Consider the following 26,357-nt stretch of genomic DNA (forward strand, 5'->3'; position numbering starts at 1 on the left):
GTCTTAATAAGCCGTGGTAAAAGATGCACATTGGCAAGAAAATACTGATATTTATAGTGGGCTTTTGTCTTCCAGCGGTGGTTTTAGTCTCCTATTGTTTAGGTAGTTGGTATGACCATCGTGTAGAGTTATTACGTCAAGACAGTGCTAACCGTGAACTTGCTAATATCCAGCAGCAATTCCAAATCGATGTCGATCGTTTGGGCTTTCTCACCAATATCTATGCGTTACCTTTATCGCAGCTAGACAATACTCAGCTTAAAGATCTCGAATCCTCTTGGCACGCTAGTTCAATGTCTGCCAATCTCAGTTGGTATATCTTACGCCAGGGGGAGCTACAGACCTTCTTTCCTAATGAGCGAGCCTTTCCAAATGATAACCTACGGGAAATTGCGACAGCGGTGACTGAGGCCGATGATCAAAGAGTCGAAGGGGCATATTTAATTGGTAATCAGGCTTATGTCGTTACAGCGGTAAAATCTGCTCCCAATCAGTATGTGTTACTTGTGCGCCATTTGGCAGATAACGATTTGCTTGAATATGCTCAGGCATTGTTAGTGTCAAAGGTGTCTATGAGTCACGCAGCTTCGGTGCTCCCAACGATAGAAGGGGTTCACAGTGAGGTGATTGAAGTTCCCAGTTTATTAAAAAACACCCCCATTTATCTGCAAGTTCAATTTTCCGATGGGCCTTTTCGAGAGGTGAGATTTAAACTCGATTGGGTATCGATGGGTTTTATTCTGCTTGGCGTCTTTATTGTTGGTTTAGGTTATATCTGGTTACGAAGAGGTTTGCTCAAACCTTTTAAGAATCTGATGCAACAATTGGCGTTAATCGATCCTATGGCGAGCGTTTATCAGCCTGTAACCGCAGACGGTAATGAAGAATTAGAAGTGCTGGCTAGTCGAGTGAATAGTTTATTAGCGAGGATTTATCAGCAAAAAGAACGAGCTAAAATCACTTTAGAATCGATTGCCGAAGCGGTCATTTTAACCGATGTGGACGCCAGAGTCATTTATATGAATCCTCGGGCAGAATCACTTTTGAATATGGCAAGTTGTTATGCGATTAATCAGACACTTGCTAGTTTATTAAAAGCAGGAGAACAGTTAAATCAGGCTGTATTTACCTGTATTCGTCTCGGAGAGACTGCGCCACAGGTCGAGAAAATCAAGTTATTAACCGCTACACCTCGGATTATGGAGCGCAGTATCAGTAATCTACGCAATCACGATAAAGAAATCGTCGGCACCGTAGTGATATTACGCGATATTACTCAAGAAGAGTTACTGAAGCGCCAGTTACAAAAAAGAGCCGATTTTGACAGTATTACTTTACTGCTTAACCGTCAGGCCTTCGATGAGCGACTGCTGAGTTTTGCTGACAACGCCAAAGCCATTGCCGTATGCTATCTCGATTTAGAGCAATTCAAGCTTATCAATGACAGTTGTGGCCATGCGGCAGGGGATCGCATGTTGGCCATGGTTGCTAAAGTGATGCAAGCCTGCCTTGGTCCACAGGAGTTATTGGGGCGGATTGGTGGGGATGAGTTCGGTTTAGTGATTTGTAATCGCAGTGCTTTATCTGTGGTGCAGTTGTTAAAGCAGATCAGTGCTCAAGTCTCATTACAAGTGCTAAATGATAAAAACTGCAATTATAAAGTTGGCTTAAGTATCGGTGTCGCCTTTGGTCGTGCACCTTATATCAATGCCCAAGAGTTGTTGAAAGATGCTGATATTGCCTGTCTTGCTGCTAAAGCGAAGGGGGCGAATCAAATCCATATTTATGATGATAAAGATAAAGAGCTCACCTACCAACGAAATGCACCTAAGTGGGCGGTAAGGATTGCTCAAGCCATTGAAGAAAATGAACTTATTTTGTACTACCAACCTATTAGAGGCTTAGGAACGGGTCCACAACGGCAACGGATGGAGATCCTACTGCGAATACAGGAACCCTGTGGTCGCATTTTAGCCCCTGCACAGTTTATTGCTGCCGCAGAGCGATTTAAGCTGATGCCAGAAATAGATAAAGAAGTGATCCGAAAGGCTTTTTTATGGTTGTCTTTACATCCAGTCCTGTGGCCAGATCATTGTATTTCAATTAACCTTTCAGGCAATAGCCTTGGTGCTGAAGGGATGGTGGAATATATTGCCCAACAGCAAAGGGTATTTGATATTCCAAGCCAATGTATTTGTTTTGAAATTACCGAAACTACGGCGATTCAAAATCGAAACCGCGGCATGGAAATGCTCAAACAGTTACGAAAACTCGGTTTTTCATTCGCGTTGGATGACTTTGGTAGTGGTTTTGCCTCCTACGGCTACTTGCGTGAACTCCCTGTGGATTATGTGAAAATCGATGGTTGTTTTATCAAAAACTTAGCCGTAAACGCTAAAGATTACGCCATTGTTAAATCGATTCAGGATGTTTGCCGTGTGATGGGCATTGAAACTGTTGCTGAGTTCGTTGAAAATCAAGATATTATTGATAGGTTACAAACTATAGGGATTAATTATGCCCAAGGGTATGCAATAGGGCGCCCACAACCACTCAGCTTGTATCGTGAGCAATATGAGATGGGTTTAGCACAACGCGCATGATGAATTTGCGCTTTTAGTCCGATTATGTCAGTTTACCCGATTCTAGGTTAACGCTTTTGCAACATAGGGTAGTGTTATGGATGGACTCACTGGAAAAGTCGTCATTATTACAGGCGCCTCTGAAGGAATAGGTAGAGCCCTTGCGGTGGCATTAGCCCGTGTCGGTTGCCAACTTGTACTGAGTGCGCGCAATGAAATACGGCTTGCCTCACTCGCCTTAGACATTGCCAATTATGGCCCAGCTCCCTTTGTCTTTGCCGCTGATGTCGCTAGCCAAGAACAATGCGAAGCGTTAATCACTGCCTCCATAGCCCATTATGGGCACCTTGATATCTTGATCAATAATGCAGGTATGACCATGTGGTCACGCTTCGATGAACTAACCCAACTCTCTGTTCTTGAAGATATTATGAGGGTGAATTACCTTGGTCCGGTTTACTTAACCCATGCTGCCTTACCCTATTTAAAGTCTCGTCAAGGTCAAATAGTTGTAGTCGCGTCTTTGGCTGGTTTGACGGGCGTTCCCACTCGTAGCGGTTATGCTGCCTCTAAACATGCTGTGATTGGTTTTTTCGATTCTTTACGGATTGAATTAGCGGATGATAACGTCGCTGTGACGGTAATTTGTCCTGATTTTGTTGTGTCAGAAATTCACAAACGTGCGCTTGATGGTAAAGGTAAACCCTTAGGCAAATCCCCCATGCAAGAATCAAAAATTCTCTCCGCGCAGCAATGTGCTGAAATGATGCTGCCTGTGATTACCGCCCGAGATCGATTGTTGATCACATCCTTACGTGGCCGTGTTGGCCGTTGGCTTAAGTTGATAGCCCCAGGGATAATCGATAAAATTGCCCGTAAGGCTATCGCTTCTGGGCGTTAGTACCTATTTATCGCGGTTATTAAGGTGCTGGACTATGGCTTGTTCAGCCTCACTTTGCGTTGCCTTTTCCCCATTGATATCGATAGCTGCAGTTGCCTTATGGCCTGTCATATCTTCTGCAATATGTAACCAGTCAGGGTGCCAGTAGTAACTCATACCTTCGAGAGTCTGCCAGTTATGCACACCGGATTTTTCACCTTGATAAATCAGATCTTTTATCGAAAAACTCATATATTAACCCCATTATTTTGATTCTAAGAGAAACAAGACCTTAGATACTGCGCGCCATCCGCTTCTATGAGTGTGCTCTGGTTCACATTTGGGTGAAAATTAAACGGCTCACAGCCATCATTTGGAGATAAAAAAGCCGACATATACAGTCGGCTCTCATTCAGCGCTAAAGTCGATTAACTGCTAGCCCTGCTGTTCACGGGCAATGGCACGGTAGCCAATATCGGTGCGGAAATACACATCATCCCAGTGGATTTCATCGACCAATAGATAGGCCGCTTTTTGTGCTTCGGTAACTGTATTACCCAATGCTGTTGCACACAATACGCGGCCGCCATTAGTGACTACATGGCCGTCTTTCATCTCAGTACCCGCATGGAAGACTTTGCCGTTGTTATCGCCAAGGCTTAAACCGTCGATCACATCGCCTTTGCGATACTCATCGGGATAACCGCCTGCGGCTAATACCACCCCCACGGCCGCACGCTCGTCGTATTCGGCAGTCACTTTATCGAGTTCGCCACGGGTGGCGGCTAAACAAAGTTCCACTAAATCAGACTTTAAGCGCATCATAATCGGCTGAGTTTCGGGATCGCCGAAGCGGCAGTTGTACTCGAGCACTTTGGCACTGCCATCGGGCGCTATCATCAAACCCGCATACAGGAAGCCTGTGTAGACATTGCCTTCAGCCGCCATACCATCAACCGTTGGGCGAATGACGTTGGCCACAGTCCAATCGTGTACCGCTTGAGTTACCACAGGTGCTGGCGAGTAAGCGCCCATGCCGCCGGTATTTGGACCATGGTCGGCATTATCGCGGGCCTTATGATCTTGGCTGGTGGCCATGGGCAGAATGTTTTTACCATCGACCATGACGATAAAGCTGGCTTCTTCACCTTTAAGGAATTCTTCAATGACCACGCGCGAACCCGCTTCGCCAAACTTGTTGCCGGCGAGCATGTCATCGATAGCGGCATCGGCTTCGGCTTGGTCTTGGGCAATGATCACGCCTTTGCCCGCGGCTAAGCCGTCGGCTTTGATGACGACAGGGTAGCCAGTGGTGGCGGTTAATTCACGCACGAAGGCTTTGGCATCGCTGATCTCAGTGCAGTTTTTATAACCCGCCGTTGGAATATTGTGGCGGGCTAAAAAGTCTTTAGTGAAAGCTTTTGAACCTTCAAGCTGCGCTGCCGCCTTAGTTGGGCCAAAAATCGCTAAACCTGCGGCGTTGAAGGCATCGACGACACCGATAACGAGCGGCGCTTCAGGGCCGACTATGGTCAGTTCAATCTGATTAGTTTTGGCAAAATCGAGCAGAGCAGGGATGTCGGTGGCGCTGATGGCCAGATTCTCTACATTAGGTTCTAGGGCTGTACCCGCATTGCCCGGTGCTACATAAACGGTATCAACTTGAGCCGATTGAGCGGCTTTCCAAGCTAGGGCATGTTCGCGGCCGCCGCCACCAATGATTAACACTTTCATGGTTAAAACTCCCACATATCGCAAAGGAAAAGGCCCTAATCGCTAGGGCCAAGTTTGATTTAAGTTGTTATCAATGACGGAAGTGGCGCATGCCTGTCATCACCATAGCCATGCCGTGCTCGTCTGCAGCAGCGATGATTTCAGCATCGCGCATTGAGCCACCCGGTTGAATGATGCAGCTAATGCCTGCCGCCGCAGCGGCATCGATACCGTCGCGGAAGGGGAAGAAGGCATCGGAGGCCATCACTGAGTTGACCACTTCTAGCCCTTCATCGGCGGCCTTGATGCCGGCGATTTTAGCGCTGTAAACGCGGCTCATTTGGCCAGCGCCGACACCGATAGTCATGCCGTCTTTGGCATAAACGATGGCGTTAGATTTAACGAACTTCGCCACTTTCCAGCAGAACATTAAGTCTTTCAGTTCACTCTCTGTGGGTTGACGCTTAGTCACGACTTTAATGTCGTCTAAGCCAACCATGCCTTGGTCGCGATCTTGCACTAACAAGCCGCCGTTAACGCGTTTGTAGTCTAAGGTTTGGGTCTTAGTGTTCCACTGACCACATTCCAATAAACGCACGTTGGTCTTTTTCGCAATCACATCGCGCGCCGCTTGGCTGACGCTTGGGGCGATAATCACTTCAACGAATTGACGCTCAACGATAGCGCTGGCCGTCTCGGCATCTAATTCGCCGTTGAAGGCGATAATGCCGCCAAAAGCAGATGTTGGGTCAGTTTGATAGGCGCGGTTGTAGGCGTCCAGCAGGTCTTTACCGAGTGCGACACCACAAGGGTTAGCGTGTTTAACGATAACGCAGGCGGGCTCACTGAACTCTTTTACACACTCAAGGGCCGCATCAGTATCGGCAATGTTGTTGTAAGACAAGGCTTTGCCTTGCAACTGAATCGCGGTAGCCACAGAAGCTTCATCAATTTTAGTGTCAACATAGAAAGCCGCTTTTTGATGGCTGTTTTCGCCATAGCGTAAATCTTGTTTCTTCACTAATTGAGTGTTGAAGGTGCGTGGGAACTTTGAGCCATCAACGGATAGGGAGTCTTCGAAACATTCGTCCGTGCTGTGGGCTGGAACCCTATGCATTGGAACCATAGTGCCGAAGTAGTTGGCGATCATACCATCGTAACCCGCAGTGTGCTCAAAGGCGGCAATCGCTAAATCAAAACGCGTCGCATGGGTGGTGCTGCCATTGTTAGCCGTCATTTCAGCCAGAACGCGTGAGTAATCGGCCGCATTCACCACGATAGTCACATCTTTATGGTTTTTCGCCGCCGCGCGCACCATAGTTGGACCGCCAATATCGATATTTTCGATAGCGTCTTCTAAGGTACAACCAGCTTTAGCGACCGTTTCAGCGAAGGGATAAAGGTTAACCGCAACCAGATCGATGGCATTGATATTGTTGTCGGCCATCACGCTTTCATCAAGACCGCGGCGCGCTAAAATGCCGCCGTGCACTTTAGGGTGCAGCGTCTTAACGCGACCGTCCATGATCTCAGGGTGTCCTGTGTAATCAGATACTTCGATAACAGGCACGCCGTTATCCGCTAACAGGCGAGCGGTGCCGCCAGTCGATAACAATTCTACACCTTGGGCGTGAAGTGCTTTGGCGAACTCGAGAATTCCGGTTTTATCTGAAACGCTTAACAGCGCGCGACGAATGGGTCTGGCATTATTTGCAGCAGTCATTTGGGTACAGGGTCCAGTTATTTTAGTTTCAAGGATCTTTCGGAAAACAGAACAGCCTTAGTGCTGTACCGCTTTCCAAAAGCCCCTTGGTCCTATTTGCGTTATTCGCTAACTTTTTATCCCTTCATCACGGCGCGCGTATTCTACCGTAAAACGGCATTTACGGGTGTTTTTTCTGCGTGATTTCACAATATTCATATCAGAACAAAGTGGAGTGGTTTCTGAGTGCGGTATAAATTAAAAATACCCCTTGACCTTGGAGTAGGCTCCAAGGTTTATACTCCGCCTATTGAGTTGAGATTGTTAACTTAAGGTCAACTTTGCAAAGGATAAAGCTATGTATCGAATTGGTGAGCTGGCCGATTTATGTGAGGTTAAGGCCGATACGCTGAGGTTTTACGAGAAGCACGGCCTACTCGCGCCTTCGAGCCGCACTGAGTCTGGTTATCGCGTGTATACCGAGGCAGATGCTGCGCGGCTGCGTTTTATCCTGCGGGCGAAGGCTGTGGGTTTTACCTTGAGTGAAATTAGCGAGCTGTTGTCTATCGATCTTGACAAGTCCAACTGGGCTTGTGCCGATGTAAAAGGCATGGTCGACCTCAAGTTGGCGCAGGTGCAGGTTAAGATTGCCGAGTTACTGCATTTTCAAACCAGTTTGCAGAGCCTGTCGGATGCCTGCTGTGGCGGGCCGCGTAGCGCCGAACACTGTTCGATTTTAGAAGCGCTGGAGTCGAGTACCGAGCGAGTACGCGTTGAGCATGATCATGGTGCAGATTGCACCACAACCCTAGAAAAGTCAGGGAATTAATTATGTTACTGAAGAATTTTATCGATCTGTTTTTAGACTCTGCGCCTTGGTTGTTACTGGGCTTGATTTTGGCGGGGTTATTAAAAGTATTTGTGCCTATGGCGTGGATGCAAAAACAGCTCGGCGGACATGGTTTTAAAACCGTGGTAAAGGCAGCGTTATTGGGCGCGCCTTTACCTCTGTGTTCCTGCGGCGTTATCCCCGCGGCTGTCGGGCTGCGCCGCTCAGGGGCATCTAAGGCGGCAACGACTTCCTTTTTAGTCTCCACCCCTGAAACGGGCGTCGATTCGGTGACCGTTTCCTACGTGTTACTCGGCCCTTTTATGGCGATAGTGCGCCCAATTGCGGCGATCACTAGCGCCATTGTCGCGGGTTTATTGGTTGGCCGTGATGATGACGATAGCAAGTCAGTGGTTAAGGTAGAAACTCAATCAGATAAGCCATTAGAGGGTGTGGCGTCTTGCTGCGCCTCAAAATCAGTGGCTCAGCCAGAGATGGTACAAGCCGAAGCGGTTAAAAGCTGCTGCTCATCGACTACGCCTGCGATAACGCCCGTAAAGTCTTCCTGCTGTGGTAATGACGGTGTTGATGCACCTGCAGCCGAGCCAAAGCCGAAGATCAAAATGACGCCTATGGCGGCACCGAGCTTAATGGCGGGGTCTTCAAGTGTTATGGCTGTTGGCGGTCAAACCATGGGATCTGTTCAGACTATGGGTTCTGTGGTCAAGGTTAACGCTGCTAAAGCAAAAAGCGCGGGTTCATGCTGTGGCAGCCAAACCACAGAGTCTGAACAAATAGTCGTAGTGAAAAAAGGCGCCTGCTGCGGCAGTGCAAGCGCGCAAACGAATGACAAGCCTGATGGCGAAAGCTGCTGCGCATCAACCCAAGATATGGCGACTGAGTTGAAGTCTGAATCGGTATTAAGCCGTGTCGGTATTGGCCTTAAATATGCGGCAACGGATTTAGTGCGTGATACCACATTATGGTTATTAGTGGGCTTATTCTTTGCGGCCTTAGTACAAACCTATGTGCCCGCTGACTTTTTGGCGAAATGGGGCGATGGTATCCTGGCGATGCTGGTGATGGTGTTGGTTTCAGTGCCTATGTACATTTGTGCCACTGCATCGACACCGATTGCTGCTGGATTATTACTGGCTGGCGTGTCACCGGGCGCAGTTTTAGTGTTTATGATGGCGGGCCCCGCAACCAATATTGCGACTTTGGGGGTGGTTGGTAAAGAGCTTGGTAAACGTGCGCTGTGGGGATATCTTGGCGGCGTACTTGGCGTGGCTCTAGTTGCGGGTATGTTAGTCAATTATCTGGTTGATACTTTTGGCTTTGTGGTGATGCCGCAAATTGGTGAAGAACATCAGATGTTGCCTGAGTGGTTGGTTGCCATATCGGGAATAGTCCTTGCATTGTTAATGGCTAAAGTCGTATTTGAGAAAATTCCCCGTAGTTGGCTACGTCGCAGCGATTGCTGTTCTTAATCTGAATCATATTATCCTTTAACATCAGCGCTTAATTTTCCGCTGATAATAAAAAATCCCCAGTGTTATTGCTAACACAGGGGATTTTTTATGGGTTTGATTTGCCAACTTACTGGTATTAGTTGGCTTTCTTGGCGTCGATAAACGGCAGTGTACCGGTCGGCAGCATAGTGGTTGGCAACTTACCGTCCCACTTTTCCGCCTTGGTCAGTTCAACTAAGTTTTGATTCTGTGCCAGTGCTTCGGCGCGGCTCTTAATGGCAGAGGCTTCGGCATCACCTTTTATGCGGATACTTTCCGCTTCGGCTTTAGCGCGAGCTAATTGTGAGTCGGCTTCGGCCTGTGCTTGAGTCACAGCAATTTGCGCGCTCACGCGCTCTTTTTCAAGATTCTGTAGCTGAGTTTGTACTTCTACTTCAGCGCGCATCCTGTCTTCAACGGATTTTTCATAGGCATTTGAAAAATCGATATTCTCAATCTGTACTGAGGTGATTTCTACTGGGCCTTTGACCGAATTAGTGATGGCATTGGTGACATCAATACCAAACTTTATCCGTTCCTGTACCACGGAGATTGCGGTGTATTTACCAAAAATATTTTCCACTTGGGTAGGTACTTGGCGATCAAGCAAACGTGCAACCATGGCATCGATACTTTTGAAGTTAGCGTACACTTCTTCTACTTTGTCTGGTGGGACGCTAAAGGTCACGGATGCATTCAGTGTCGCAGGTTGTTGATCGCGACTATAGGCCTGTAGTGAGGTATAGCTAGTGGTATGGGTTTGAGTCGATATTTTGACCACAGTATCAATGAGTGGAATTTTAAATCCTAGTCCAGGCTCTGCGGTACCAATAATTTTACCGTTGCGAAGCACCACACCTCGTTCACCCTGATCGACTGTGTACCAACTCCCGAATAATGAGATAAATAGGATTAACAGAATAAGGATAGGAATTATTTTGGTGAGATTTATAGTACTAGGTAAGTTCAGTTCATTTTTAATCATTTAGCTTCCTTTGCTTGTAAGTGATGTATTTAGCTTAATATTCCAATGAATTTGTTCCAATGGGTATTTATTGGCGCAAACTAAGGTTTTTTTGATATTTTCGAATGATTATGCTTTTGCAAGAAAATGTAACTTAAAGGTGTATTTGTAGCAATAATCTCATTACAAAACGGTTTAATGTGATGGCAATTACAGAGTCATCTCTTAAAGTGTAAATGGTATTGCGAATTGTTATCAATAAAGTTAGTATCGCGCGGATTAAATAGATTTACCCATGAATTTCATCATGTTAGTACTTACTTATCTAAGCCAATGGCTGTCTATCTAGTCAATCACATTGGTTTATTTGACAGTGGTCTAATGTGGGTTGTCAGTCGCAAGTTTTTTAAGGAATTAATCGCGTGTTGCAGCTTATTTTAGTGTTGGCTAGTGTGCTTGCCTGTTTACTGTTTTATCTGAGTAATAAGCAACAAGCACTTCTAAATCAATCTCTCCCGAAGCGCCCTTGGCGTTATTTGGCCTATGCTGTATCGCTTAGCTGTCTTGTGGGGTGGTTGAGTTTGTTTACCTTAAGTTCTGCAATTTTCACTTGGTTGGCTCTGTTTATATTACTGATGGGTTTAGTGCCATTTTTATCATTGATTTTGAATAGGAAATAGGAAATGGCCCGCTTAAGTGACTCGGAAAAATTACAGCCTGATTGGTGGACTAAAACCCTAGCAGGATTGATCTTAGGATTTACCTTAGCGTTAGGTTTAGTCGGTCTGTTTGCATGGTTTGGCCCTGGTGGTATCGATGCCGCCGTGAAAGTGCAATTCAATATGTGGCTGATCTCTCCTATATGGTTATTGATTGTTAGTTTTAGCTTTTTATTTAGAACCGGTTGGCGGGCTGTTGGGTATTTAGGCCTATTTAACATTCTGGTTTATGTAACTTTGTATAGTTTTAGGTGATCAGGATGAAAGTACGTAGTGATGTGTTACGGATCTATCAATCCATCCATACTTGGACAGGGATTATTGCTGGAATAGTGTTGTTTATCGGTTTTTATGCTGGTGCTCTCACTATGTTTAAGGGGGCGATTGAGGCTTGGTCTACGCCTCCAGCATTGACTTTACCTCAGGTTCCCACTGAAAAACTGGATGATTTAGTCACTCAAGTGCTAGCCCGGGATGATAAGGCTAAGACAGGGTTCCGCCTGAGTTTACATGATGAACATCAATCGCCTATGACGTGGTATCAGCAAGGCTCTGAACGTGAGCTAAGTATGAGTAACCAAATTTGGCATGCCAGTTTAGATGAACAAGGGCAATTGTTGACCCAATTGAGTACCCCAAGCGAGTTAGCGGAACTTGTTGACCAATTGCACCGTACAGCAGGCATTGCGGGTGAGGTTGGTCATGACCAGGCGGGTGTCTATGTACTTGGTGTCGCCGCATTTTTGTATTTCTTGGCATTAGTTTCTGGTGTGATCTTTCTTTTACCTAGCCTGACTAAAACCTTTTTTGCGCTGCGTAAAAACAAGGGCGAAAACCGCTTTTGGCTTGATGTGCATAATCTTATCGGTATCACGAGCTTACCTTTTCACTTAGTGATCAGTTTAACTGTGATTGTGTTTGCTTTTCACGATCAGCTTTATGATGGTTTAAAACACCTCGTCTATGGAGATAAGCCCCTATTTGCGATACCTGCACCTGATCGTACTCTCTATTCTTTGACCGAGTTACCGCGTATTGAAACTGTGCTAACGAAAGTTAAGCAACTCGCACCCGAATACCAAGTCAATGAAATGACCTATATGAATCTGGATAATCCCCGTGCCACTTTACGCTTAGGTTTGTACAACCCTAACGGCTTTATGCGTGGACCAGTGACTGATTACCTCTATATGCATCCTTATACCCTGACAGTATCCAATAGTACTTTTGATCCGAGCGAAGAGGGGATTTGGTCGCGGACTGTGGCAGTCTTTTTTGGATTACATTTTGGTAGTTTTGGTGGTGATCTTGGGCGCTGGGTATATTTCTTTTTAGGCTTAAGTGGGGCATTTTTGTTTTATAGCGGTAATTTACTTTGGCTTGAAAAACGCCGTAAAAAACAAGCCGCTGAGCAGTCCCATGCGAGTCGGTTGATGGCAAGTGCTACCGTTGGGATTTGTTTAGGATCGGTCGCTGCGCTCGCGGTCAGCATGCTGCTGGGTAAATGGGTTTATTCCTATTTTAGTAATATCAATTATGTTTATTTATCAGCCTATTATTCGGTTTTTGTGCTTTTAGTGGCCTACGCTTTTTGGCGGGGTGCTGCACGGGCTGCGCTACTTATTTTGCCGCTCTGTGCTATTGCTACATTCGCGATGCCATTCACTTCGTTATTGGCATTTGTATTTCCACAACTGGGTCTATGGGCGCCTTATTCCATGGCAACGCTAGGTGTTGATTTAGTCGCTTTAGCCTTTAGTGCTGTGTTCTTTTATGGTTATCGATTAACTCGTCAACGTGCGCTGCATGGCCCTCAGGATAGTGTTTGGGCATTACCTGTTAAGCAATCTTTAGTTGAAAATGAGCTTAGTCAACAAGCACAGTAATTAAATCGGTATAGGAGAGGGGCTCGCTATGGTGCGAGCCCCAAGCAACATTATATTCGTAAGGAAGTTAAAAACATTATAGGGAGGAAAAACGGGGTTTAGTGTTTATGACCAATTGAGCAAAAAGGTAACTACTGGTTAGAACGCAACATATGCCCAAATAAATGAGTAAACCATACTCCATTTGTCCAAAGCCGCTGGCAGCTAATGGGCCTATCACAGAACCTATTGAATAACTCAGCAGCATCACTTGAGTCGCTGAAACGATCTGGCTTGCTGGCAAGTCATCACAAGCTAAACTGATCGCAATAGGGTAAAGGGCAAATGCACTGGCACCAAGCAGTAGAAACCCAATGATTAAACTCATATTTGAATACTGAGTCAGCAGAAATAATGCGGCGGTGCCCAGCAGACAAAAGCCCATTATCAAGCCACTTTTATTGACTCGAGGCGATAAATAACTCACTAAGGGTTGTACTAGCATCCCGCCTAGGATGATGAGGGCCATAAATAGCCCTGTTTGTCGATCAAGTGCCATATCTATTGCTACATAGATAGGTAGTAAACCATAGATAGGGCCGAGTAATAATCCGGAAACTAAACATCCCACAATGGCAGGTTGGCTTAAATTTCTTAGTCCAGACAGTGACATCGACTGTTGCTCACTTGCGATAGGTTGCCCTCGTTTGACCAGTAATGCGGGTAAACTGGCTGCCGCTAATAATCCCATGATGACTAAATAGGGGAGATTCCCTGCCGTACCTAAATAATCTATAGCTAATTGTCCTATGGCTGTGCCGCCATAGAGTGCCGTCATATAAAGTCCGAGCCGTTTAGCGCGTTGCTTTTGGGTATCAGCCATTAAGAGCCATGATTCAACAACGACAAACACCCCCGCTACGGCAAACCCAGCCACGAGTCGAGAGGCTAACCAGACGCCACTTTGAGGGATTAAGATCATAGCGACAACGCTGCAAAGCAGGATATTCAAAAAAAGGATAAAGGCTTTACTGTGGCCGATACGGGCGACAATGGGAGCAATGCAAGGTGCACCCAACAACAAACCCAAATAAAAAATACTGGCAAGTAATGGGGCAAGTGAAGTATTGAGCTCAAAAAAGGTGAGCGACAATGGGATCAAACTCATCAAATACCCAGATGCCAATGCAAACAAACTTAAACCTGCCACAGGGACAAATAAGCTGTTCTTTTGGGTTGATTGGTTTAAAACAATATTTTCCACTAAATGCACCAAAGACAACTGACAGTGTTTAAGGTCGCGACTTTAGGATTTATTCTTATCAGGGTAAAGTGAGTTAGATTAACTGTGTTGGTCAATAATATTTGTGTTTACTATTCATATAGATATTGAGGGTTTGATGTTATTTTTTTGAAATAATGCTGTATTGATAGTCCGTTTTTTCAACTGAGAAGCCGTTTTTAGTGCATGATCAGCAGTATTCCCATTCAATTTAACGCCAAACTTGGTTTAGTGGACAATAACTCCCCTACAACTTGTAAGTTGCCAGAAGGGATAATTAATTTCGTTGGTTATCACCTTGCTAAAAAATCAAAGTGTGATTAGTGTCACAGTTTAAAATATTTATTCAATTACAACACCCATAAGCATTTGCTCGATATTTATGCGTTTGAAAATTAAAAACACAACTTCAGATCAGTATTTGGTGATTTTTGTCGCGTAAATGGCTTTTTTGCGATTTTTATCGACAAAGTTTGTTGTTTTGATGTGATAAAGCTACAAAATAAAGCGCTTTGTCGTGTGTGATCTATGCCATAAATTTACACCCAAATGTAATGGTATTAAGGTTGTAACCATGTCTTTAACGCAATCAACTACAGTTCCACCAAATAAGACACCTGCAACAGCGGGGCTAGATAAGAAAAAAATGCTGATTTTAGCGATTGATATCATCCTATTATTTGCACTCTACTATGGTTTACCCTTCGAGCAAGGAGTCAATACTGGGCTAGCCATTCTGGTATTTGCGGCAGTTCTGTGGCTAACAGAAGCTATTCATATCAGCATTACAGCGATTTTAGTCCCTATACTTGCTGTGTTTTTTGGGGTATTTCAAACCCAAGAGGCCATGAGTAATTTTGCTAACCCTATTATTTATTTATTTTTTGGTGGTTTCGTGTTGGCCGCGGCTTTGCATCATCAAAAAATTGATACCTTAATCGCACAAAAGCTGTTGCTAGCCTCAAAGGGGAAACTCAGCATAGCTTGTTTGATGTTATTTGGTGTGACAGCATTATTATCTATGTGGATAAGTAACACTGCGACAGCAGCGATGATGTTACCGCTAGCCTTAGGGATTTTGCAGCAGTTAGATCGCGACAAATACCACAACACTTACGTATTTTTACTGCTTGGTATCGCTTACTCGGCCAACATCGGTGGAATTGGCACTTTGGTTGGTAGCCCTCCGAATGCGATTGCAGCCGCTCAGGCAGGGTTGAGTTTTAGTGATTGGTTAAAGTTTGGTATTCCAACCGTGATTCTGATGATGCCGATGATGTTGATTGCTTTGTACTGGTACTTTAAGCCAGATCTATCGGTGAAATGCGATCTTAATCTTGAAGATCAACAGCTCACTTTCCAAGGTAAATTTACCCTTCTTATCTTCCTTGCGACTGTATGTTGCTGGATTTTCAGTGTGCCTTTAGCCAAGGCGTTAGGGGGCATCTCTCAGTTTGATACCATAGTCGCCTTGGGAGCCGTTGTTTTACTCTCAGGCTTAGGATTGGTTGGTTGGAAGAAGATTGAATCGACAACCGATTGGGGTGTATTAATTCTCTTTGGTGGCGGTTTAACCTTAAGTGCCGTGCTTAAAACCACGGGAACGAGTGTCTTTTTAGCGCACTGGATGACGGATATTTTTGGCAGCACCCATATGTCATTATTCGTTTTTGCGGTAATCGCTTTCGTGGTGATGTTAACGGAATTTGCCAGTAATACGGCGAGTGCTGCACTGTTAGTGCCTGTTTTTGCCGCTATTGCAGAGGCGTTAGGTGTATCCCCTGTGATGTTATCTGTCTTGATTGGTATCGCTGCTTCCTGTGCTTTTATGCTGCCTGTTGCGACGCCACCCAATGCTATCGTGTATGGCTCTGGTCATATTAAGCAATCAGAAATGGTGCGGGTGGGTATGATAATTAACTTTATCAGTATGATTGTATTAGGGATTATCGCCCATACCTTCTGGGATGTATAACGTCGTTATCTAGTCTTATATGTACAATAAAATACCCAGCGCTTAGCTGGGTATTTTTATGGACGATATTTATGGATATTAGCGATAACTTGTTAACCATTGATCGAAAGCCGATTTTGGCAAAGCCCCAGCTTGTTGGGCGAGTATATGCCCCTGCTTGAAAATCATTAAGGTTGGAATAGAGCGAATATTAAACTGAGCCGCGAGGGATTGTTGCTGTTCAGTATTAATTTTTCCGAACCGAAATTGAGGTTCCCACGTTTTAGCTGCCTCAGAAAATATGGGAGCAAAACTTTTACAGGGCCCACACCAGCTTGCCCAAAAATCGACAACAAGGGGAAGTTCAGATTTAGTGACATGATTGGTAAAGTTTGCGCTAGTGAGTTCAATTGGTGCTGCTGTAAAGACACTGAGCTTACATTTACCGCAAGTCGGATGCTGGTTTAAGCGCTCATTGGGAACGCGGTTTAACGTATCGCAATGGGGGCAAGCAATAATCATGGCAAAGCTCCAAAATAAAACGTCTGTATGTTTCATATATTGGGCTAATGGGCGGATATTTAAAGGGGGTGTTGATGTAATCACCAACCGTGTACTTGTGATGAAGGATGGCATGAGTGTGCATTTTCAGCCAAAATGCTGCAATAGCGCCGACAACCGTGAGCGTCGATGATAAAATCCGGTGCCAAGTGACTATCGCGTAATCAATAAAATACGAAAAAGAAAAGAGAGCGAAAAAATGGCGGAATTAGAAGTAATAGATCTAGTCGTTGGTGAGGGTAAAGAGGCAGTAAAAGGTGCACTGATCACCACACAATACCGCGGCTTTTTAGAAGATGGCACTCAATTTGATTCGTCCTATGATCGTCGACAAGCATTTCAGTGTGTTATTGGTACTGGCCGTGTTATTAAAGGTTGGGATCAAGGTATTATGGGCATGAAAATTGGGGGAAAACGTAAGTTGTTAGTACCTGCCCACCTTGCCTATGGTGAGCGTCAAGTGGGGGCACATATCAAACCTCATTCAAATCTTATTTTTGAAATCGAATTGCTTGAGGTGCTAACGCGCGACTAAAAGACACTTGATTCGTTAGTGTGGCAACGCTGAGGGAAATTGCTACTTTTGTTGTACACGCTTTCGATGTATTACTACAAAGAGTGTTTTACACTGAAATAGCATTTATCTCATCAGTGGATTTCCGCCTTCGCGGGAATGACGAATTAAGGAAAATATTCTCGTGGATTCGGATACCACAGCGTTAATTCAGCAACTTCAAGCAGAAATTGCTCAGCTAAAAAGCGAAAATGCCCATTTATCGGCATTGAATTATCGTGCAGAAGAAAAGCTATTTGCAGCGCTTGATGGTAATGGTTTGTGTCTCTGGGAGCAGCATATTCCAAGCGGAAATTTAACTATATTCAATATGCGCTGGGGGGAAATGCTCGGGTTTAGTCCAGAAGAGTTGGCTGCCCATGTTGATATCTGGAAAAGTAAATTACACCCAGAAGATAAAGCGTGGGTTATACAAGTCTTCGAAGATCACGTCAGCGGCAAGTCTGATTATTATCAGGCAGTGTACCGAATGTTGCATAAAGATGGCAGCGTCACTTGGGTCTCTGATCGTGGTCGAATTGTTGAGCGCTTGGCCGATGGTACACCACTGCGAATGATGGGTAGCCATATCGATATCACCCAAGAGAAACGCTATGAAATGGGGTTAGCGCAACTGGCCCACAGTGATCCATTAACCAATTTGTTGAATCGCCAAGCCATTACTAAAGCCTTTGATGAATTGTTACTGTCTGATGCTGGTGGAGCATTACTATTTATCGATCTTGATGGATTTAAAGCATTAAATGATCGCCATGGACATAAGTTTGGCGATAGCTTACTGATACATGTAGCGAATACCTTAGTGTTGCATGCTGGGGAGTATGCACAGATAGCAAGATTTGGTGGTGATGAGTTTGTGATCTTGCATCCTTCATCGGAGATTGCTTCTTTGACTCAACTTGCCCAATCATTGCTTGATGTTTATCGACAGCGTTTTCTGTTAGATGGGCTTGAAGTAGAGATCGGTCTGAGTATTGGTATCGATATTTTTGGAGATGGCGACAGTTTTACTGACAGTTGTGAGCGTGCAGATATGGCAATGTATGATGTTAAACGTCAAGGTAAGAATGGGTACTGTTTCTATAGGAAGATTATTTAGTAGAAATGTTTTCCGGCTCGATTTTTGTCAAGTTAAATTATTAGATGCACTTTTTATATAATATTCTGTAATGTTATTAATATTATATTTTCGTATTGTTAATCCATCACTAAATCACCTAATAAAATGTTGTGACAATACATTATGCTTGGTGTAATTCCATGAGATAAAAATATTTTTAATGAACAGTGCCGATCTCAGTGTGGTTTTTTTATGATTATGGTAAAATAAAATATTCACAGTATATGGCGATAAGTTTCACTTATTTACATTGTAAGGCAGTAATACCCTATTTTAGTATTCCTAAGGAATGTCGTTAACATGTCTGGTAAAAATTTAAAAGCGCTGATTATAAGCGATGATGTTATTCGTAATGGAATTGGTGTTGAGTTTTATATTGATGATAAGCTTATAGTCGAAATTTTTCGTGATGATAACGAGCACACTAAGATGTTGAGTGTGTTTGAACAACCTGTGTCGCTTGAACTTATTGAAGAATGTATCACTTTATTTAAGGAGTTGGTGCCAATATATTAGCGGTTAATATAGCGGGTAGTCATTTGTGACAATAATAGTTTAATAATATTTTATAAATGACTATGGTTTTAACTCTTAGATGTTGTCTTTCTCTTTGTTTTTAAAATACTATTCTATGCATACACCTCTCGATATTATCTAATCTTTCTTCACTTTATAATGTTTCATACTTTATCCGATTTTTTATGTGATTCAACATGAGAAACATATAGTCAGTTGGTGGTGAATATTAGTTTAATCTTAATCTCATTGTTTAAATATTAAGTTTTTATAATAAAAAACCACCTATAAAAGGTGGTTTTCAGGGGTTGATCATTTCGTCGTGTTATTAACTTATGGTGTTACAAAGTTAAATGGTTGATGACAGCTGACACAATAGTTTTCAGATTTCTTGTGTATATGGTGGCATTTACTACAGTCAGTTTCGGTGTCAAAGTGGCGATTTTTATGGGGATTGGTGGGTTTCACGTCCGCCGTTTTTTCCGCTAACTTTTTAGTGTTGTGACATTGCACACATTTAAGCATTGGTACTGCTTGTCGCTCTTCTGCACCATGGCAACTTGCACATTTCACTCCTTTCGCGATATGAATTTGATCGAGTAAAACACTCTCTTTCTCTTTAGCTATTGCGCTGCCAGCAAAAATGCCCAAAACAAGAGCAAATATAATCGTTACGTTTTTCATTGTTTGATCCCATTATTCATTTACTGGATGCCAAAATATAAGGCATCCATTATTGATGACTTTGCGTTCTATAGTTTTGCTACATACTTGCCAGCTAAGTAACCAAAGGTATAGCAGCGACCCAAAGACAAACCGAATACGGTTAATGGGTAGTCAACACCACCATAGAAGCCGGCTCCGAGGTTGCCAACAATGAATAAACCAGGAATTTCTTTACCATCAGCATCAAGCACTTGATGGTTTTCGTTAACAAGAATTCCTGAGCACAAAGTGGAAATGCGCATACGGCGGTGAATACCGTAGAATGGCGGTTTGACGACTGGCACCATTTTGCTTGCAGGTTTACCGAAATCTTCATCCTTACCTTTTTTGCACAGTTCGTTATAGCGATTCACGTTAGCAACAAAGGTTTTTGGATCGCATTCCAGCTTCACGGCCAATTCTTCTAAGGTGTTAGCAGAATGGGTGTTGATCAAAGAGGGGAATACCCCTGTTTTTTCACCAGGAACGTCTGGCATGTAAATTTTAAGTTCTTCAGGAGAGTAGAGGCGACCAGGCCAATCCTTCGCTTGCGTCATATAGTCGGAATCAAATACCTGAGAGTAATGACCAGCGTTCTGCTCATCTTTCAGATAGTTATTCATTAGTGACATTTCAACTTTTTCATTAACGAATCGCTCACCTTTGCGGTTAACCGCTAAGAATGGCATGTCACACATGGAGGCTGGACCAGCATCGAAGTCATGCAACATTTTGGTGTGACCAACGGGTTCGATAACACCGCCCGCCCAATAGGCCATGGCAAAACCATCACCAGTACGATCCATTTGTTTACGTTCAAAATTTTTCAGTTCAGGAATAAAAAAGTCACACATAGCTTTGTTATTTTGATAGTCACCTGATGACAGAATAACGCCTTTCTTAGCCATGTATTTGTGATACTTACCATCACGAGTCTGAGCTATAACTCCAATGACTTTCCCTGATTCGTCTTGGATTAACTGTTGTGCTGGCGTATTAAAGAAGAATTTAACGCCTGCTTTTTCGGCTGTTTTGGCGAGTGCACGGATAGCATCACCCGTGGTATAGGGTTTAGGGCCACAGAAAGAAGTGACAAAGCTTAGACGATCGCCTTCATCAGCAATACCGCGAATACCGTGTTGTACTTTTGTTCCTTGGTCTACAACTTGGCCGCCACCTTGCTTCATTCGGTCCATCACCCAATTGACGGCTTCACCAGAGTTGTACGCCCATTGTCTTAACAGGCCAGGATGAGAACGGTGGGCGTTATCAGCCATTAAACGGCTAACTAAAGCTTCGATTGCAGATTTATCGCTGTTTTTGAGATCGATCCCTGATCCTGTGTTTCCTTGAGAAACTGGAATGGCTTGCTTTTGCAAACATGCTACAGTGGCGCCACTTTCTCTTGCTGAAAGTGCCGCGGGTACACCAGAAGCCCCTGCACCAACAACAACGACATCAAAGGTTTGTGTTGTTGCTATGTCTTTGTCTGCAATAGGTTTTGGTTTAGGTAGGAAGTTTAATGTTGCACCACCAATCTCACCATATTCAGTCCCCACTTGGAGTGGTGCAGCGCTAGCAGAACCAATACCAAGACCAGCAAAGGCTAAACTACCGCTTCCGACTGCTGCTCGAGTCAGAAAACTTCTTCGAGATATACCGTTTTGAAGGACGCTAGCAGTGTACTGATCAATTTCTTTCGATTCTTTACTCATTTAATACTCCTTTGGCCCTCATTGCTAAAGAGTTCCTCCCTAACAACGACACTGGATCTATTTATAACCACATATGTTTTCTTTCTTTAAAACCTAAAAGTGCTGTTGTGTGACAGTGATGAAATTCTCACTCGTTAACAACATACCTTTAAATGTATGACATATGACCATAAACCAAAAGTGTTATTCATTACATCTTTGCAGTGCTTCACAAAACGCTGGAGTTTTGAGCTGTGAATATAATTATTCTTTTTAAAACAATCTAATATAGGGTTTTCTATATTAAAGAATTGTATGTGATTTTTGCGAGATGACGCTTTCGATAAATTCAAAGACCTGAATAAAATGGATGCCATAAAATGCTTTTTGTTATTAATTTGTTTTGAAATAGGGTTTGAATTTCAACAGGTAACAGAGGGGTAAAGAGTGTTTATCGTGACAGTTTTATTCCCCATTGGGCGGTGTGTGTGTGGGGTAAGGGGTAACTTATATCTTGAGGAAAAATGCCATCTCGTGATTTTCGAGATGGCATTTTTGAGGTGATATTTTGGATCTTATTCAGGTGTTACACAGGTAAAGTTAGCGGCATCTTCAATATTACCTATGCCGTTATATTTTGCGAATTGGGGGTAGGGACATAGGACTCGAGTCCTGCTTTTCGACCAATCACTAGGCAATTCAGTATTTTCTGCACGTACTGCCGCGGTGATACTTTGCGGTTCTACGCCTTTTTCAACCCAATCGACCAATGTACGCACCATATTAAATTTATCGGTTGTAGGGCCTTTTCCGCAATGATTCATACCAGGGATTAGAAATAAGCGGGCGAAGGTCTGTGCGTGTCCAGCATTTGCATTTCCTAAGTCGTTATACCAGTTCACGGTATCATTTACTGAAAATACAGGATCTGATGTGCCATGGAAAATCATCATCTTAGCGCCACGATTTTTGAGTGTCGTCAGGTCTGTTGGGTGAGGTGGTGTCATAAAATCAACGCCAGATTCAGCGTAAATGGAATCGGTTGCATAAATTCTTTGTGCATCATCATCCATGCTAAATGACTGGATAAAATCCAAACTGGATTGTTCACTTTCACCATTAAAAGGGGTTGGCGGTGAGCTAAAAATAAACCCTACAGCACCAGAGTCTCTAGTTAGCGCCATAGAGTATTCCCAATTGGCCCAATCTTTAGCTCCTATCCCAGCATCATAGGGAAAATCAGCATAAATGGCTTCACCCGTTTTGCTATTGTGCGGGCCTGCCATTATATTGCCTAGAACCTGCTTTTGCTTGGCGGTTAAACAAGTGTTGTCCCTCAGATTTGAGCAGGTTGGAATATCCCTTTCGAGATCAAATGCTTTTTGGCAAGCATAGGTATTTGCAATCATTCCATCATTGAGCCCATCGAGGGCATCACACTGTTCTAAGACTTTTTGAGAAACGAGTGAAAATTCTTCAGGCGTAATTGCCTTTTGCAGTGTGGCTAAAATATCTGCGCCATCAAACTCAACCAGTTTTGAATATTCTTGGATCCCGTACAATTGAGCAACGGCGGACTGGGGTAAATTAAAGCCTGGATTTCCAACAAGGAAGCCATCATACATATCGGCATAACGGCTTGCGGCAACCATAGTGTGTCTACCGCCGTTAGAACAACCTGCGAAGTATGATCTATCAGGTTGTTTACCATAGGCTTTTTCAATTAAGTTTTTCGCCATTGGTGTTAATTCGGCTACGGCATTATAGCCATAATCCTGCCTTGCTTGGGGATCTAGACCAAAATGTGGTGTAGGGGCGGGGTGGCCCATATCTGAACTTATTACGGCAAAACCTTCATTCAGTGCCGCTGAATCTGGGCCTCCAGAGAAGAGCAATCTACCCACCGCTTTGGCGACTGAACCATCGAGGCCACCATTGGCTTGATAATAGAATCGGCCATTCCAGTTAGTGGGTAAACGCATTTCAAAGCCAATCGCATAGCGAGTATCACCCGCGATACCCGTTCCTATCCTTTCATTCATATAGCCTTTGACTAAACAATGTTCTGGAGCGCGATAACTTTCAGTCGCGTTATATTCAACATTGCCAGCCGCAATCATTTTTGAGTCAGTGATGACGGTATTTTTGAAATGATATTGTGCCGCTATCTCATTGCATATATTCAGTGTTCCTGTTTTCGCAGGGGTTAATTGTGGTATGGAGATTTCGGCATTATCGTTATTTCCACACCCGCCAAATAAAAAACAAGAAATAGTTACGGCTGGAATCAGTAATAAATTCTTTTTTTTCATTTTTATCTCAATCCTTAAGTCAAAGTATTCACCGCAACTAATTATTGGGGAGGGGATATTTTGCGGTGTAAAAATCGGGTGTATCTAACTAGGCTGATACACCCGCATTAATTTTGGTGCAGGGGAGTTGAACTTGTGACTATTGACCTAAAACAAATTTGTAAGTGATATATAAACGCAGATCATCATAGTCTTCGCCTTGATCAACATCGATCATGGCATAGCGTGCTCTAAGACCTAGGCCTGATAATGCACCAGAAAATTTATAGGTAATTGAAAAGTTCGTTTCGTTAAAGTCTTTTGCCGTACCCGTTGGCACATCATATTGACCATAAAATGCATAGGCCTCTAATCCACTCATGCCCACTTTTTCAAAGTCATAGGCGACTTTTAAAGCATTAACTTCTTCATCGGCTCTTGCTGATTGGTTTACTTGCTGGATAACCACTTTTTCATCTCCCCAAGGGGTGAGTACTGTGTCATCGCCTGTTTTGGCATAGATATAGGTGATATCCGTTCCCGCAAATTTTGCCCCTAAATGGAAGCCATATTGATAGGTATCCAGTGAACCACCAGTTTTATCTCCTGTTGCTTCTTGCGTTAAATAGGAGGGTGTTAAATAAACGTTGGTTGCGCCTAACTGACTGGACAACTTCACTTTGGCATAGGTTTGATTGAAAACATCTTCCATGCGGTAGTGCCAGAGATCGACTTCAGTTTTAATGGTTTCAAAGGGAAGTTGATACTTGGCGCCAAGGGCATACACTGGATTATCCGCGACATCGGCGATAACACCAGCCCTTGCTAATTCGTTTTGTACCGCGTCTTTTACAGAAATAAAGCTATTATCGGACCAACCCATAGAGTCGGTGATATAGAGTGCAGAAAGTGTCAGATTATCAACACTTTTATTTTCTGCTGAAAAACCACGGAAAGTACGTGGAATAGCGCGAATATCATGGGGATTCATCATTGGAGTGCGCAGTTCTTGGGCACCTAATTTAAGTTTTGTATTCCACCATTCACCTTGAACAAAATATTCTTGTAAACGGTTTACGTTGTCATGATCTCCTTTGGCATCACGTGCCACTAGGCCGTAGACATCATCAGAATCATTCGTCCAAACTGGATTTGCAGATGCGAAGCTAGTACCAAAACTAATACCATTTACTTTGGCTGTATTGTAATAAAACAGGCCACCAAATGACGTATCGTGTTTGGTATTCGTCGTATTATCAAAGTCACGAGTAAAATCAAATAAACGAAATTCCCCTTTTAACGTACCTTGGCTAAACATTTGGTCAATGCTGGTATCCGCAATAGCAGGAACGGCTAAGGCTGATAGTACCAGCACAGATAAATAAGATTTGTTCATCATCATTTTCCTTATTTTATTAAGTTAGCCCAGAGCTGAAATGTCTAGGCTAGGTAAAAGATCATTTTTAATATCTTTAGGTGAAATGTATGACGTATAACCTTTATCCACAACGAGGTAAGAATGAATATGAGAAACAAGTTACGAAATTCGTACAGATGTTACGTAGATCAACAAAAGTGTTTGTTTTTTAATCACTAATATAGGATGTACGCGGATACTTTTTCTGCGTGAATGAGTCGGTTTATGGTAAGATGGGCGCATTAAGCATATTCGGGATAATCAAGTGCATATATTCAAGCCAATTAAGCAGATAAAAGCATCGAGTGAAGTTGGACAACAACTCAAAAATGCTATTTTAGGCGGTGATTATAAAGCGGGTGATAAACTGCCTTCCGAGCGTGAATTGATCGAACTATTTCAAGTTAGCCGTACCGTAATAAGGGAGGCAATTAAAAGCCTCGAAGCGGGAGGTTTGGTAGAGATTCGTCAAGGTGCTACGGGCGGTGCGTTTGTTAAGCACTTAACTTTCGAGCGCTTAAGTGATGCTTGCCACGATTTGTTTATGATGGGGAAACTCTCATTACCTGAACTATGCCAAGCGCGTATGCTGATTGAGCCGCAAGTGGCTAGAATGGCTGCTAAAAATTGCACGCCAGAGCAAGCCTTAATCTTGTTAGAAGCCGATCGCCATGAAAATGATACCAGTGCTTACCCTGATACCGTTACATTGCGTTCACAAGTGCATTATTTATTAGCCGAAATGTCGGGTAATCGGTTTTTAGAGGCCATTGTTAAATCTTTACTGATTTTATTACGTAATCAGACTATGAAATATGAGCCACCAACAGATGAGATCCATCCTCTAGGGTTACACAGTGTGATTGTTGAGGCGGTTGTCGCTAAAGATGAAGATAAAGCAGAAGCTGAAATGCTGGCTCATCTCGAGGATTTTAATGTTCGCCTTCGAGAAATTGAGCGTAAATATAAAAATAAGCAAGCCTAGCTTTACCCTTGTTTCACCACGATTAAAACCACGCTATACGTGAAAAAAAGATGGAATACCTGTCTGAACTGATGGGTATTTTCATTTGATTTTTAAAGCAAAGCGCCACAACTCCATAGCTCAACCATTGCTTCCTCCTTCGTTGGAGCGCCAATCCAGTGACTCATGGCGTTGCACTGGCTTTCGATACAGATGTCATAGTCACCCGCTTCAGGGATTCTCCCTAATCTTAATGTCGGCAAAATGGGTAATGTTGGATGATAATGCCAGCTGCCATTTTTAAGATAGGCATCATCTGGGATTTCCATTCCTGCACCCGTACCTTTCACTCTTGCTTCGACCAACACTAATCCTTGTGGCGTGACGTTATAGTCTTCCTCCCAGCGAATTTTTTCTATGCTGTGGTTCCATGCCAAGGTGAAGTTGTCTGTGGGCACTTGGGCCCACAGCGTGCCAGCTAGGCCAAAACATAGGCCTAGCATTTCTTTTTCCT

23 protein-coding genes are annotated in these 26,357 nt (G+C 43.7%); 12 read left to right on the forward strand and 11 right to left on the reverse strand.

The features are described from left to right. Positions 1 to 23 precede the first annotated feature (23 nt). Both SPUTW3181_RS02795 and SPUTW3181_RS02800 read left to right on the forward strand, forming a co-directional pair. Positions 24 to 2,603 carry a putative bifunctional diguanylate cyclase/phosphodiesterase gene (locus tag SPUTW3181_RS02795; protein ID WP_011787921.1) on the forward strand — a complete coding sequence of 860 codons (2,580 nt, stop codon included), beginning with the start codon at positions 24 to 26 and terminating at the stop codon, positions 2,601 to 2,603. Positions 2,604 to 2,679: 76 nt separating this feature from the next. Beyond that, positions 2,680 to 3,483 carry an SDR family oxidoreductase gene (locus tag SPUTW3181_RS02800; RefSeq protein ID WP_011787922.1) on the forward strand — a complete coding sequence of 268 codons (804 nt, stop codon included), beginning with the start codon at positions 2,680 to 2,682 and terminating at the stop codon, positions 3,481 to 3,483. Between the two features lie 3 nt (positions 3,484 to 3,486). On the opposite strand, the gene SPUTW3181_RS02805 is transcribed toward SPUTW3181_RS02800, so the two are convergent. The 3 genes from SPUTW3181_RS02805 to purH all read right to left on the reverse strand — a co-directional run bounded on the left by SPUTW3181_RS02805 (position 3,487) and on the right by purH (position 6,898). After that, entirely contained in the window at positions 3,487 to 3,714 is a 228-nt protein-coding gene (locus SPUTW3181_RS02805) for a hypothetical protein (RefSeq protein WP_011787923.1), read from the reverse strand. A 183-nt stretch (positions 3,715 to 3,897) separates the two neighbouring features. Then, the gene (purD, locus tag SPUTW3181_RS02810; protein WP_011787924.1) at positions 3,898 to 5,196 is read right to left on the reverse strand and encodes a phosphoribosylamine--glycine ligase; all 1,299 of its coding nucleotides are present in this window, start codon (positions 5,194 to 5,196) and stop codon (positions 3,898 to 3,900) included. Between the two features lie 70 nt (positions 5,197 to 5,266). After that, positions 5,267 to 6,898: a bifunctional phosphoribosylaminoimidazolecarboxamide formyltransferase/IMP cyclohydrolase gene (gene purH / locus SPUTW3181_RS02815; protein ID WP_011787925.1), complete on the reverse strand. Its 1,632-nt coding sequence runs from the start codon at positions 6,896 to 6,898 to the stop codon at positions 5,267 to 5,269. A 337-nt stretch (positions 6,899 to 7,235) separates the two neighbouring features. Here purH and zntR point away from each other — a divergent pair, with 337 nt between their 5' ends. Together zntR and SPUTW3181_RS02825 are read left to right on the forward strand one after the other, a co-directional pair. After that, entirely contained in the window at positions 7,236 to 7,706 is a 471-nt protein-coding gene (gene zntR, locus SPUTW3181_RS02820) for a Zn(2+)-responsive transcriptional regulator (RefSeq protein ID WP_011787926.1), read from the forward strand. A 2-nt stretch (positions 7,707 to 7,708) separates the two neighbouring features. After that, entirely contained in the window at positions 7,709 to 9,196 is a 1,488-nt protein-coding gene (locus SPUTW3181_RS02825; protein WP_011787927.1) for a permease, read from the forward strand. Positions 9,197 to 9,314: 118 nt separating this feature from the next. Here SPUTW3181_RS02825 and SPUTW3181_RS02830 read toward each other — a convergent pair whose 3' ends face one another. Continuing rightward, complete coding sequence (locus tag SPUTW3181_RS02830) at positions 9,315 to 10,202, reverse strand: prohibitin family protein (RefSeq protein ID WP_011787928.1); 888 nt, start codon at positions 10,200 to 10,202, stop codon at positions 9,315 to 9,317. Between the two features lie 401 nt (positions 10,203 to 10,603). Here SPUTW3181_RS02830 and SPUTW3181_RS02835 point away from each other — a divergent pair, with 401 nt between their 5' ends. The 3 genes from SPUTW3181_RS02835 to SPUTW3181_RS02845 are packed head-to-tail and all read left to right on the forward strand — an operon-like array spanning position 10,604 to position 12,786. After that, entirely contained in the window at positions 10,604 to 10,861 is a 258-nt protein-coding gene (locus SPUTW3181_RS02835) for a hypothetical protein (protein WP_011787929.1), read from the forward strand. Positions 10,862 to 10,864: 3 nt separating this feature from the next. Continuing rightward, positions 10,865 to 11,155, forward strand: a complete 291-nt coding sequence (locus SPUTW3181_RS02840; protein ID WP_011787930.1) for a hypothetical protein — start codon at positions 10,865 to 10,867, stop codon at positions 11,153 to 11,155. 5 nt (positions 11,156 to 11,160) lie between these two features. Then, a complete protein-coding gene (locus SPUTW3181_RS02845) occupies positions 11,161 to 12,786 on the forward strand; it encodes a PepSY-associated TM helix domain-containing protein (protein ID WP_011787931.1) in 1,626 nt (541 codons plus the stop codon). Positions 12,787 to 12,862: 76 nt separating this feature from the next. Here the strand turns inward: SPUTW3181_RS02845 and SPUTW3181_RS02850 are convergent, their stop codons facing one another. Further along, a complete protein-coding gene (locus tag SPUTW3181_RS02850) occupies positions 12,863 to 14,029 on the reverse strand; it encodes an MFS transporter (RefSeq protein ID WP_011787932.1) in 1,167 nt (388 codons plus the stop codon). A 592-nt stretch (positions 14,030 to 14,621) separates the two neighbouring features. Here SPUTW3181_RS02850 and SPUTW3181_RS02855 point away from each other — a divergent pair. After that, positions 14,622 to 16,022, forward strand: coding sequence for a DASS family sodium-coupled anion symporter (locus SPUTW3181_RS02855; RefSeq protein WP_011787933.1), 1,401 nt, complete (start codon positions 14,622 to 14,624; stop codon positions 16,020 to 16,022). A gap of 78 nt (positions 16,023 to 16,100) precedes the next feature. On the opposite strand, the gene trxC is transcribed toward SPUTW3181_RS02855, so the two are convergent. Then, positions 16,101 to 16,523 carry a thioredoxin TrxC gene (trxC, locus tag SPUTW3181_RS02860; RefSeq protein WP_083758251.1) on the reverse strand — a complete coding sequence of 141 codons (423 nt, stop codon included), beginning with the start codon at positions 16,521 to 16,523 and terminating at the stop codon, positions 16,101 to 16,103. Positions 16,524 to 16,761: 238 nt separating this feature from the next. Between trxC and SPUTW3181_RS02865 the strand changes: the two genes are divergently transcribed. The 3 genes from SPUTW3181_RS02865 (at position 16,762) to SPUTW3181_RS02875 (ending at position 18,772) form a co-directional block, all read left to right on the forward strand. Continuing rightward, a complete protein-coding gene (locus SPUTW3181_RS02865; protein ID WP_011787935.1) occupies positions 16,762 to 17,097 on the forward strand; it encodes an FKBP-type peptidyl-prolyl cis-trans isomerase in 336 nt (111 codons plus the stop codon). A gap of 163 nt (positions 17,098 to 17,260) precedes the next feature. After that, positions 17,261 to 18,235 carry a sensor domain-containing diguanylate cyclase gene (locus tag SPUTW3181_RS02870; RefSeq protein ID WP_011787936.1) on the forward strand — a complete coding sequence of 325 codons (975 nt, stop codon included), beginning with the start codon at positions 17,261 to 17,263 and terminating at the stop codon, positions 18,233 to 18,235. A 321-nt stretch (positions 18,236 to 18,556) separates the two neighbouring features. After that, positions 18,557 to 18,772, forward strand: coding sequence for a hypothetical protein (locus tag SPUTW3181_RS02875; RefSeq protein WP_011787937.1), 216 nt, complete (start codon positions 18,557 to 18,559; stop codon positions 18,770 to 18,772). A 333-nt stretch (positions 18,773 to 19,105) separates the two neighbouring features. Here SPUTW3181_RS02875 and SPUTW3181_RS02880 read toward each other — a convergent pair whose 3' ends face one another. The 4 genes from SPUTW3181_RS02880 to SPUTW3181_RS02895 form a co-directional block, all read right to left on the reverse strand. Then, positions 19,106 to 19,456: a cytochrome c3 family protein gene (locus SPUTW3181_RS02880; RefSeq protein ID WP_011787938.1), complete on the reverse strand. Its 351-nt coding sequence runs from the start codon at positions 19,454 to 19,456 to the stop codon at positions 19,106 to 19,108. Positions 19,457 to 19,524: 68 nt separating this feature from the next. Then, on the reverse strand, positions 19,525 to 21,192 hold the full coding sequence (locus SPUTW3181_RS02885) for an FAD-binding protein (protein WP_011787939.1): 1,668 nt from the start codon (positions 21,190 to 21,192) through the stop codon (positions 19,525 to 19,527). 554 nt (positions 21,193 to 21,746) lie between these two features. Continuing rightward, the gene (locus SPUTW3181_RS02890) at positions 21,747 to 23,483 is read right to left on the reverse strand and encodes a DUF6351 family protein (RefSeq protein WP_011787940.1); all 1,737 of its coding nucleotides are present in this window, start codon (positions 23,481 to 23,483) and stop codon (positions 21,747 to 21,749) included. 139 nt (positions 23,484 to 23,622) lie between these two features. Next, entirely contained in the window at positions 23,623 to 24,861 is a 1,239-nt protein-coding gene (locus SPUTW3181_RS02895) for an OprD family outer membrane porin (RefSeq protein WP_011787941.1), read from the reverse strand. A 283-nt stretch (positions 24,862 to 25,144) separates the two neighbouring features. Between SPUTW3181_RS02895 and SPUTW3181_RS02900 the strand changes: the two genes are divergently transcribed. Next, on the forward strand, positions 25,145 to 25,864 hold the full coding sequence (locus SPUTW3181_RS02900) for a FadR/GntR family transcriptional regulator (RefSeq protein ID WP_011787942.1): 720 nt from the start codon (positions 25,145 to 25,147) through the stop codon (positions 25,862 to 25,864). A 92-nt stretch (positions 25,865 to 25,956) separates the two neighbouring features. Here the strand turns inward: SPUTW3181_RS02900 and SPUTW3181_RS02905 are convergent, their stop codons facing one another. Beyond that, positions 25,957 to 26,346, reverse strand: coding sequence for a DUF1850 domain-containing protein (locus SPUTW3181_RS02905; protein ID WP_011787943.1), 390 nt, complete (start codon positions 26,344 to 26,346; stop codon positions 25,957 to 25,959). Positions 26,347 to 26,357: the final 11 nt, after the last annotated feature.

It is taken from the genome of Shewanella sp. W3-18-1 (genome assembly GCF_000015185.1).
Classification (GTDB): Bacteria; Pseudomonadota; Gammaproteobacteria; order Enterobacterales; family Shewanellaceae; genus Shewanella; species Shewanella putrefaciens.

Coding starts and splice junctions, on each gene's coding strand:
- SPUTW3181_RS02795 (WP_011787921.1), top strand. CDS start 24: ATGCACATTGGCAAGAAAATACTGATATTTATAGTGGGCTTTTGTCTT.
- SPUTW3181_RS02800 (WP_011787922.1), top strand. CDS start 2,680: ATGGATGGACTCACTGGAAAAGTCGTCATTATTACAGGCGCCTCTGAA.
- SPUTW3181_RS02805 (WP_011787923.1), bottom strand. CDS start 3,714: ATGAGTTTTTCGATAAAAGATCTGATTTATCAAGGTGAAAAATCCGGT.
- purD (WP_011787924.1), bottom strand. CDS start 5,196: ATGAAAGTGTTAATCATTGGTGGCGGCGGCCGCGAACATGCCCTAGCT.
- purH (WP_011787925.1), bottom strand. CDS start 6,898: ATGACTGCTGCAAATAATGCCAGACCCATTCGTCGCGCGCTGTTAAGC.
- zntR (WP_011787926.1), top strand. CDS start 7,236: ATGTATCGAATTGGTGAGCTGGCCGATTTATGTGAGGTTAAGGCCGAT.
- SPUTW3181_RS02825 (WP_011787927.1), top strand. CDS start 7,709: ATGTTACTGAAGAATTTTATCGATCTGTTTTTAGACTCTGCGCCTTGG.
- SPUTW3181_RS02830 (WP_011787928.1), bottom strand. CDS start 10,202: ATGATTAAAAATGAACTGAACTTACCTAGTACTATAAATCTCACCAAA.
- SPUTW3181_RS02840 (WP_011787930.1), top strand. CDS start 10,865: ATGGCCCGCTTAAGTGACTCGGAAAAATTACAGCCTGATTGGTGGACT.
- SPUTW3181_RS02845 (WP_011787931.1), top strand. CDS start 11,161: ATGAAAGTACGTAGTGATGTGTTACGGATCTATCAATCCATCCATACT.
- SPUTW3181_RS02855 (WP_011787933.1), top strand. CDS start 14,622: ATGTCTTTAACGCAATCAACTACAGTTCCACCAAATAAGACACCTGCA.
- trxC (WP_083758251.1), bottom strand. CDS start 16,523: ATGATTATTGCTTGCCCCCATTGCGATACGTTAAACCGCGTTCCCAAT.
- SPUTW3181_RS02865 (WP_011787935.1), top strand. CDS start 16,762: ATGGCGGAATTAGAAGTAATAGATCTAGTCGTTGGTGAGGGTAAAGAG.
- SPUTW3181_RS02875 (WP_011787937.1), top strand. CDS start 18,557: ATGTCTGGTAAAAATTTAAAAGCGCTGATTATAAGCGATGATGTTATT.
- SPUTW3181_RS02880 (WP_011787938.1), bottom strand. CDS start 19,456: ATGAAAAACGTAACGATTATATTTGCTCTTGTTTTGGGCATTTTTGCT.
- SPUTW3181_RS02885 (WP_011787939.1), bottom strand. CDS start 21,192: ATGAGTAAAGAATCGAAAGAAATTGATCAGTACACTGCTAGCGTCCTT.
- SPUTW3181_RS02890 (WP_011787940.1), bottom strand. CDS start 23,483: ATGAAAAAAAAGAATTTATTACTGATTCCAGCCGTAACTATTTCTTGT.
- SPUTW3181_RS02895 (WP_011787941.1), bottom strand. CDS start 24,861: ATGATGAACAAATCTTATTTATCTGTGCTGGTACTATCAGCCTTAGCC.
- SPUTW3181_RS02905 (WP_011787943.1), bottom strand. CDS start 26,346: ATGCTAGGCCTATGTTTTGGCCTAGCTGGCACGCTGTGGGCCCAAGTG.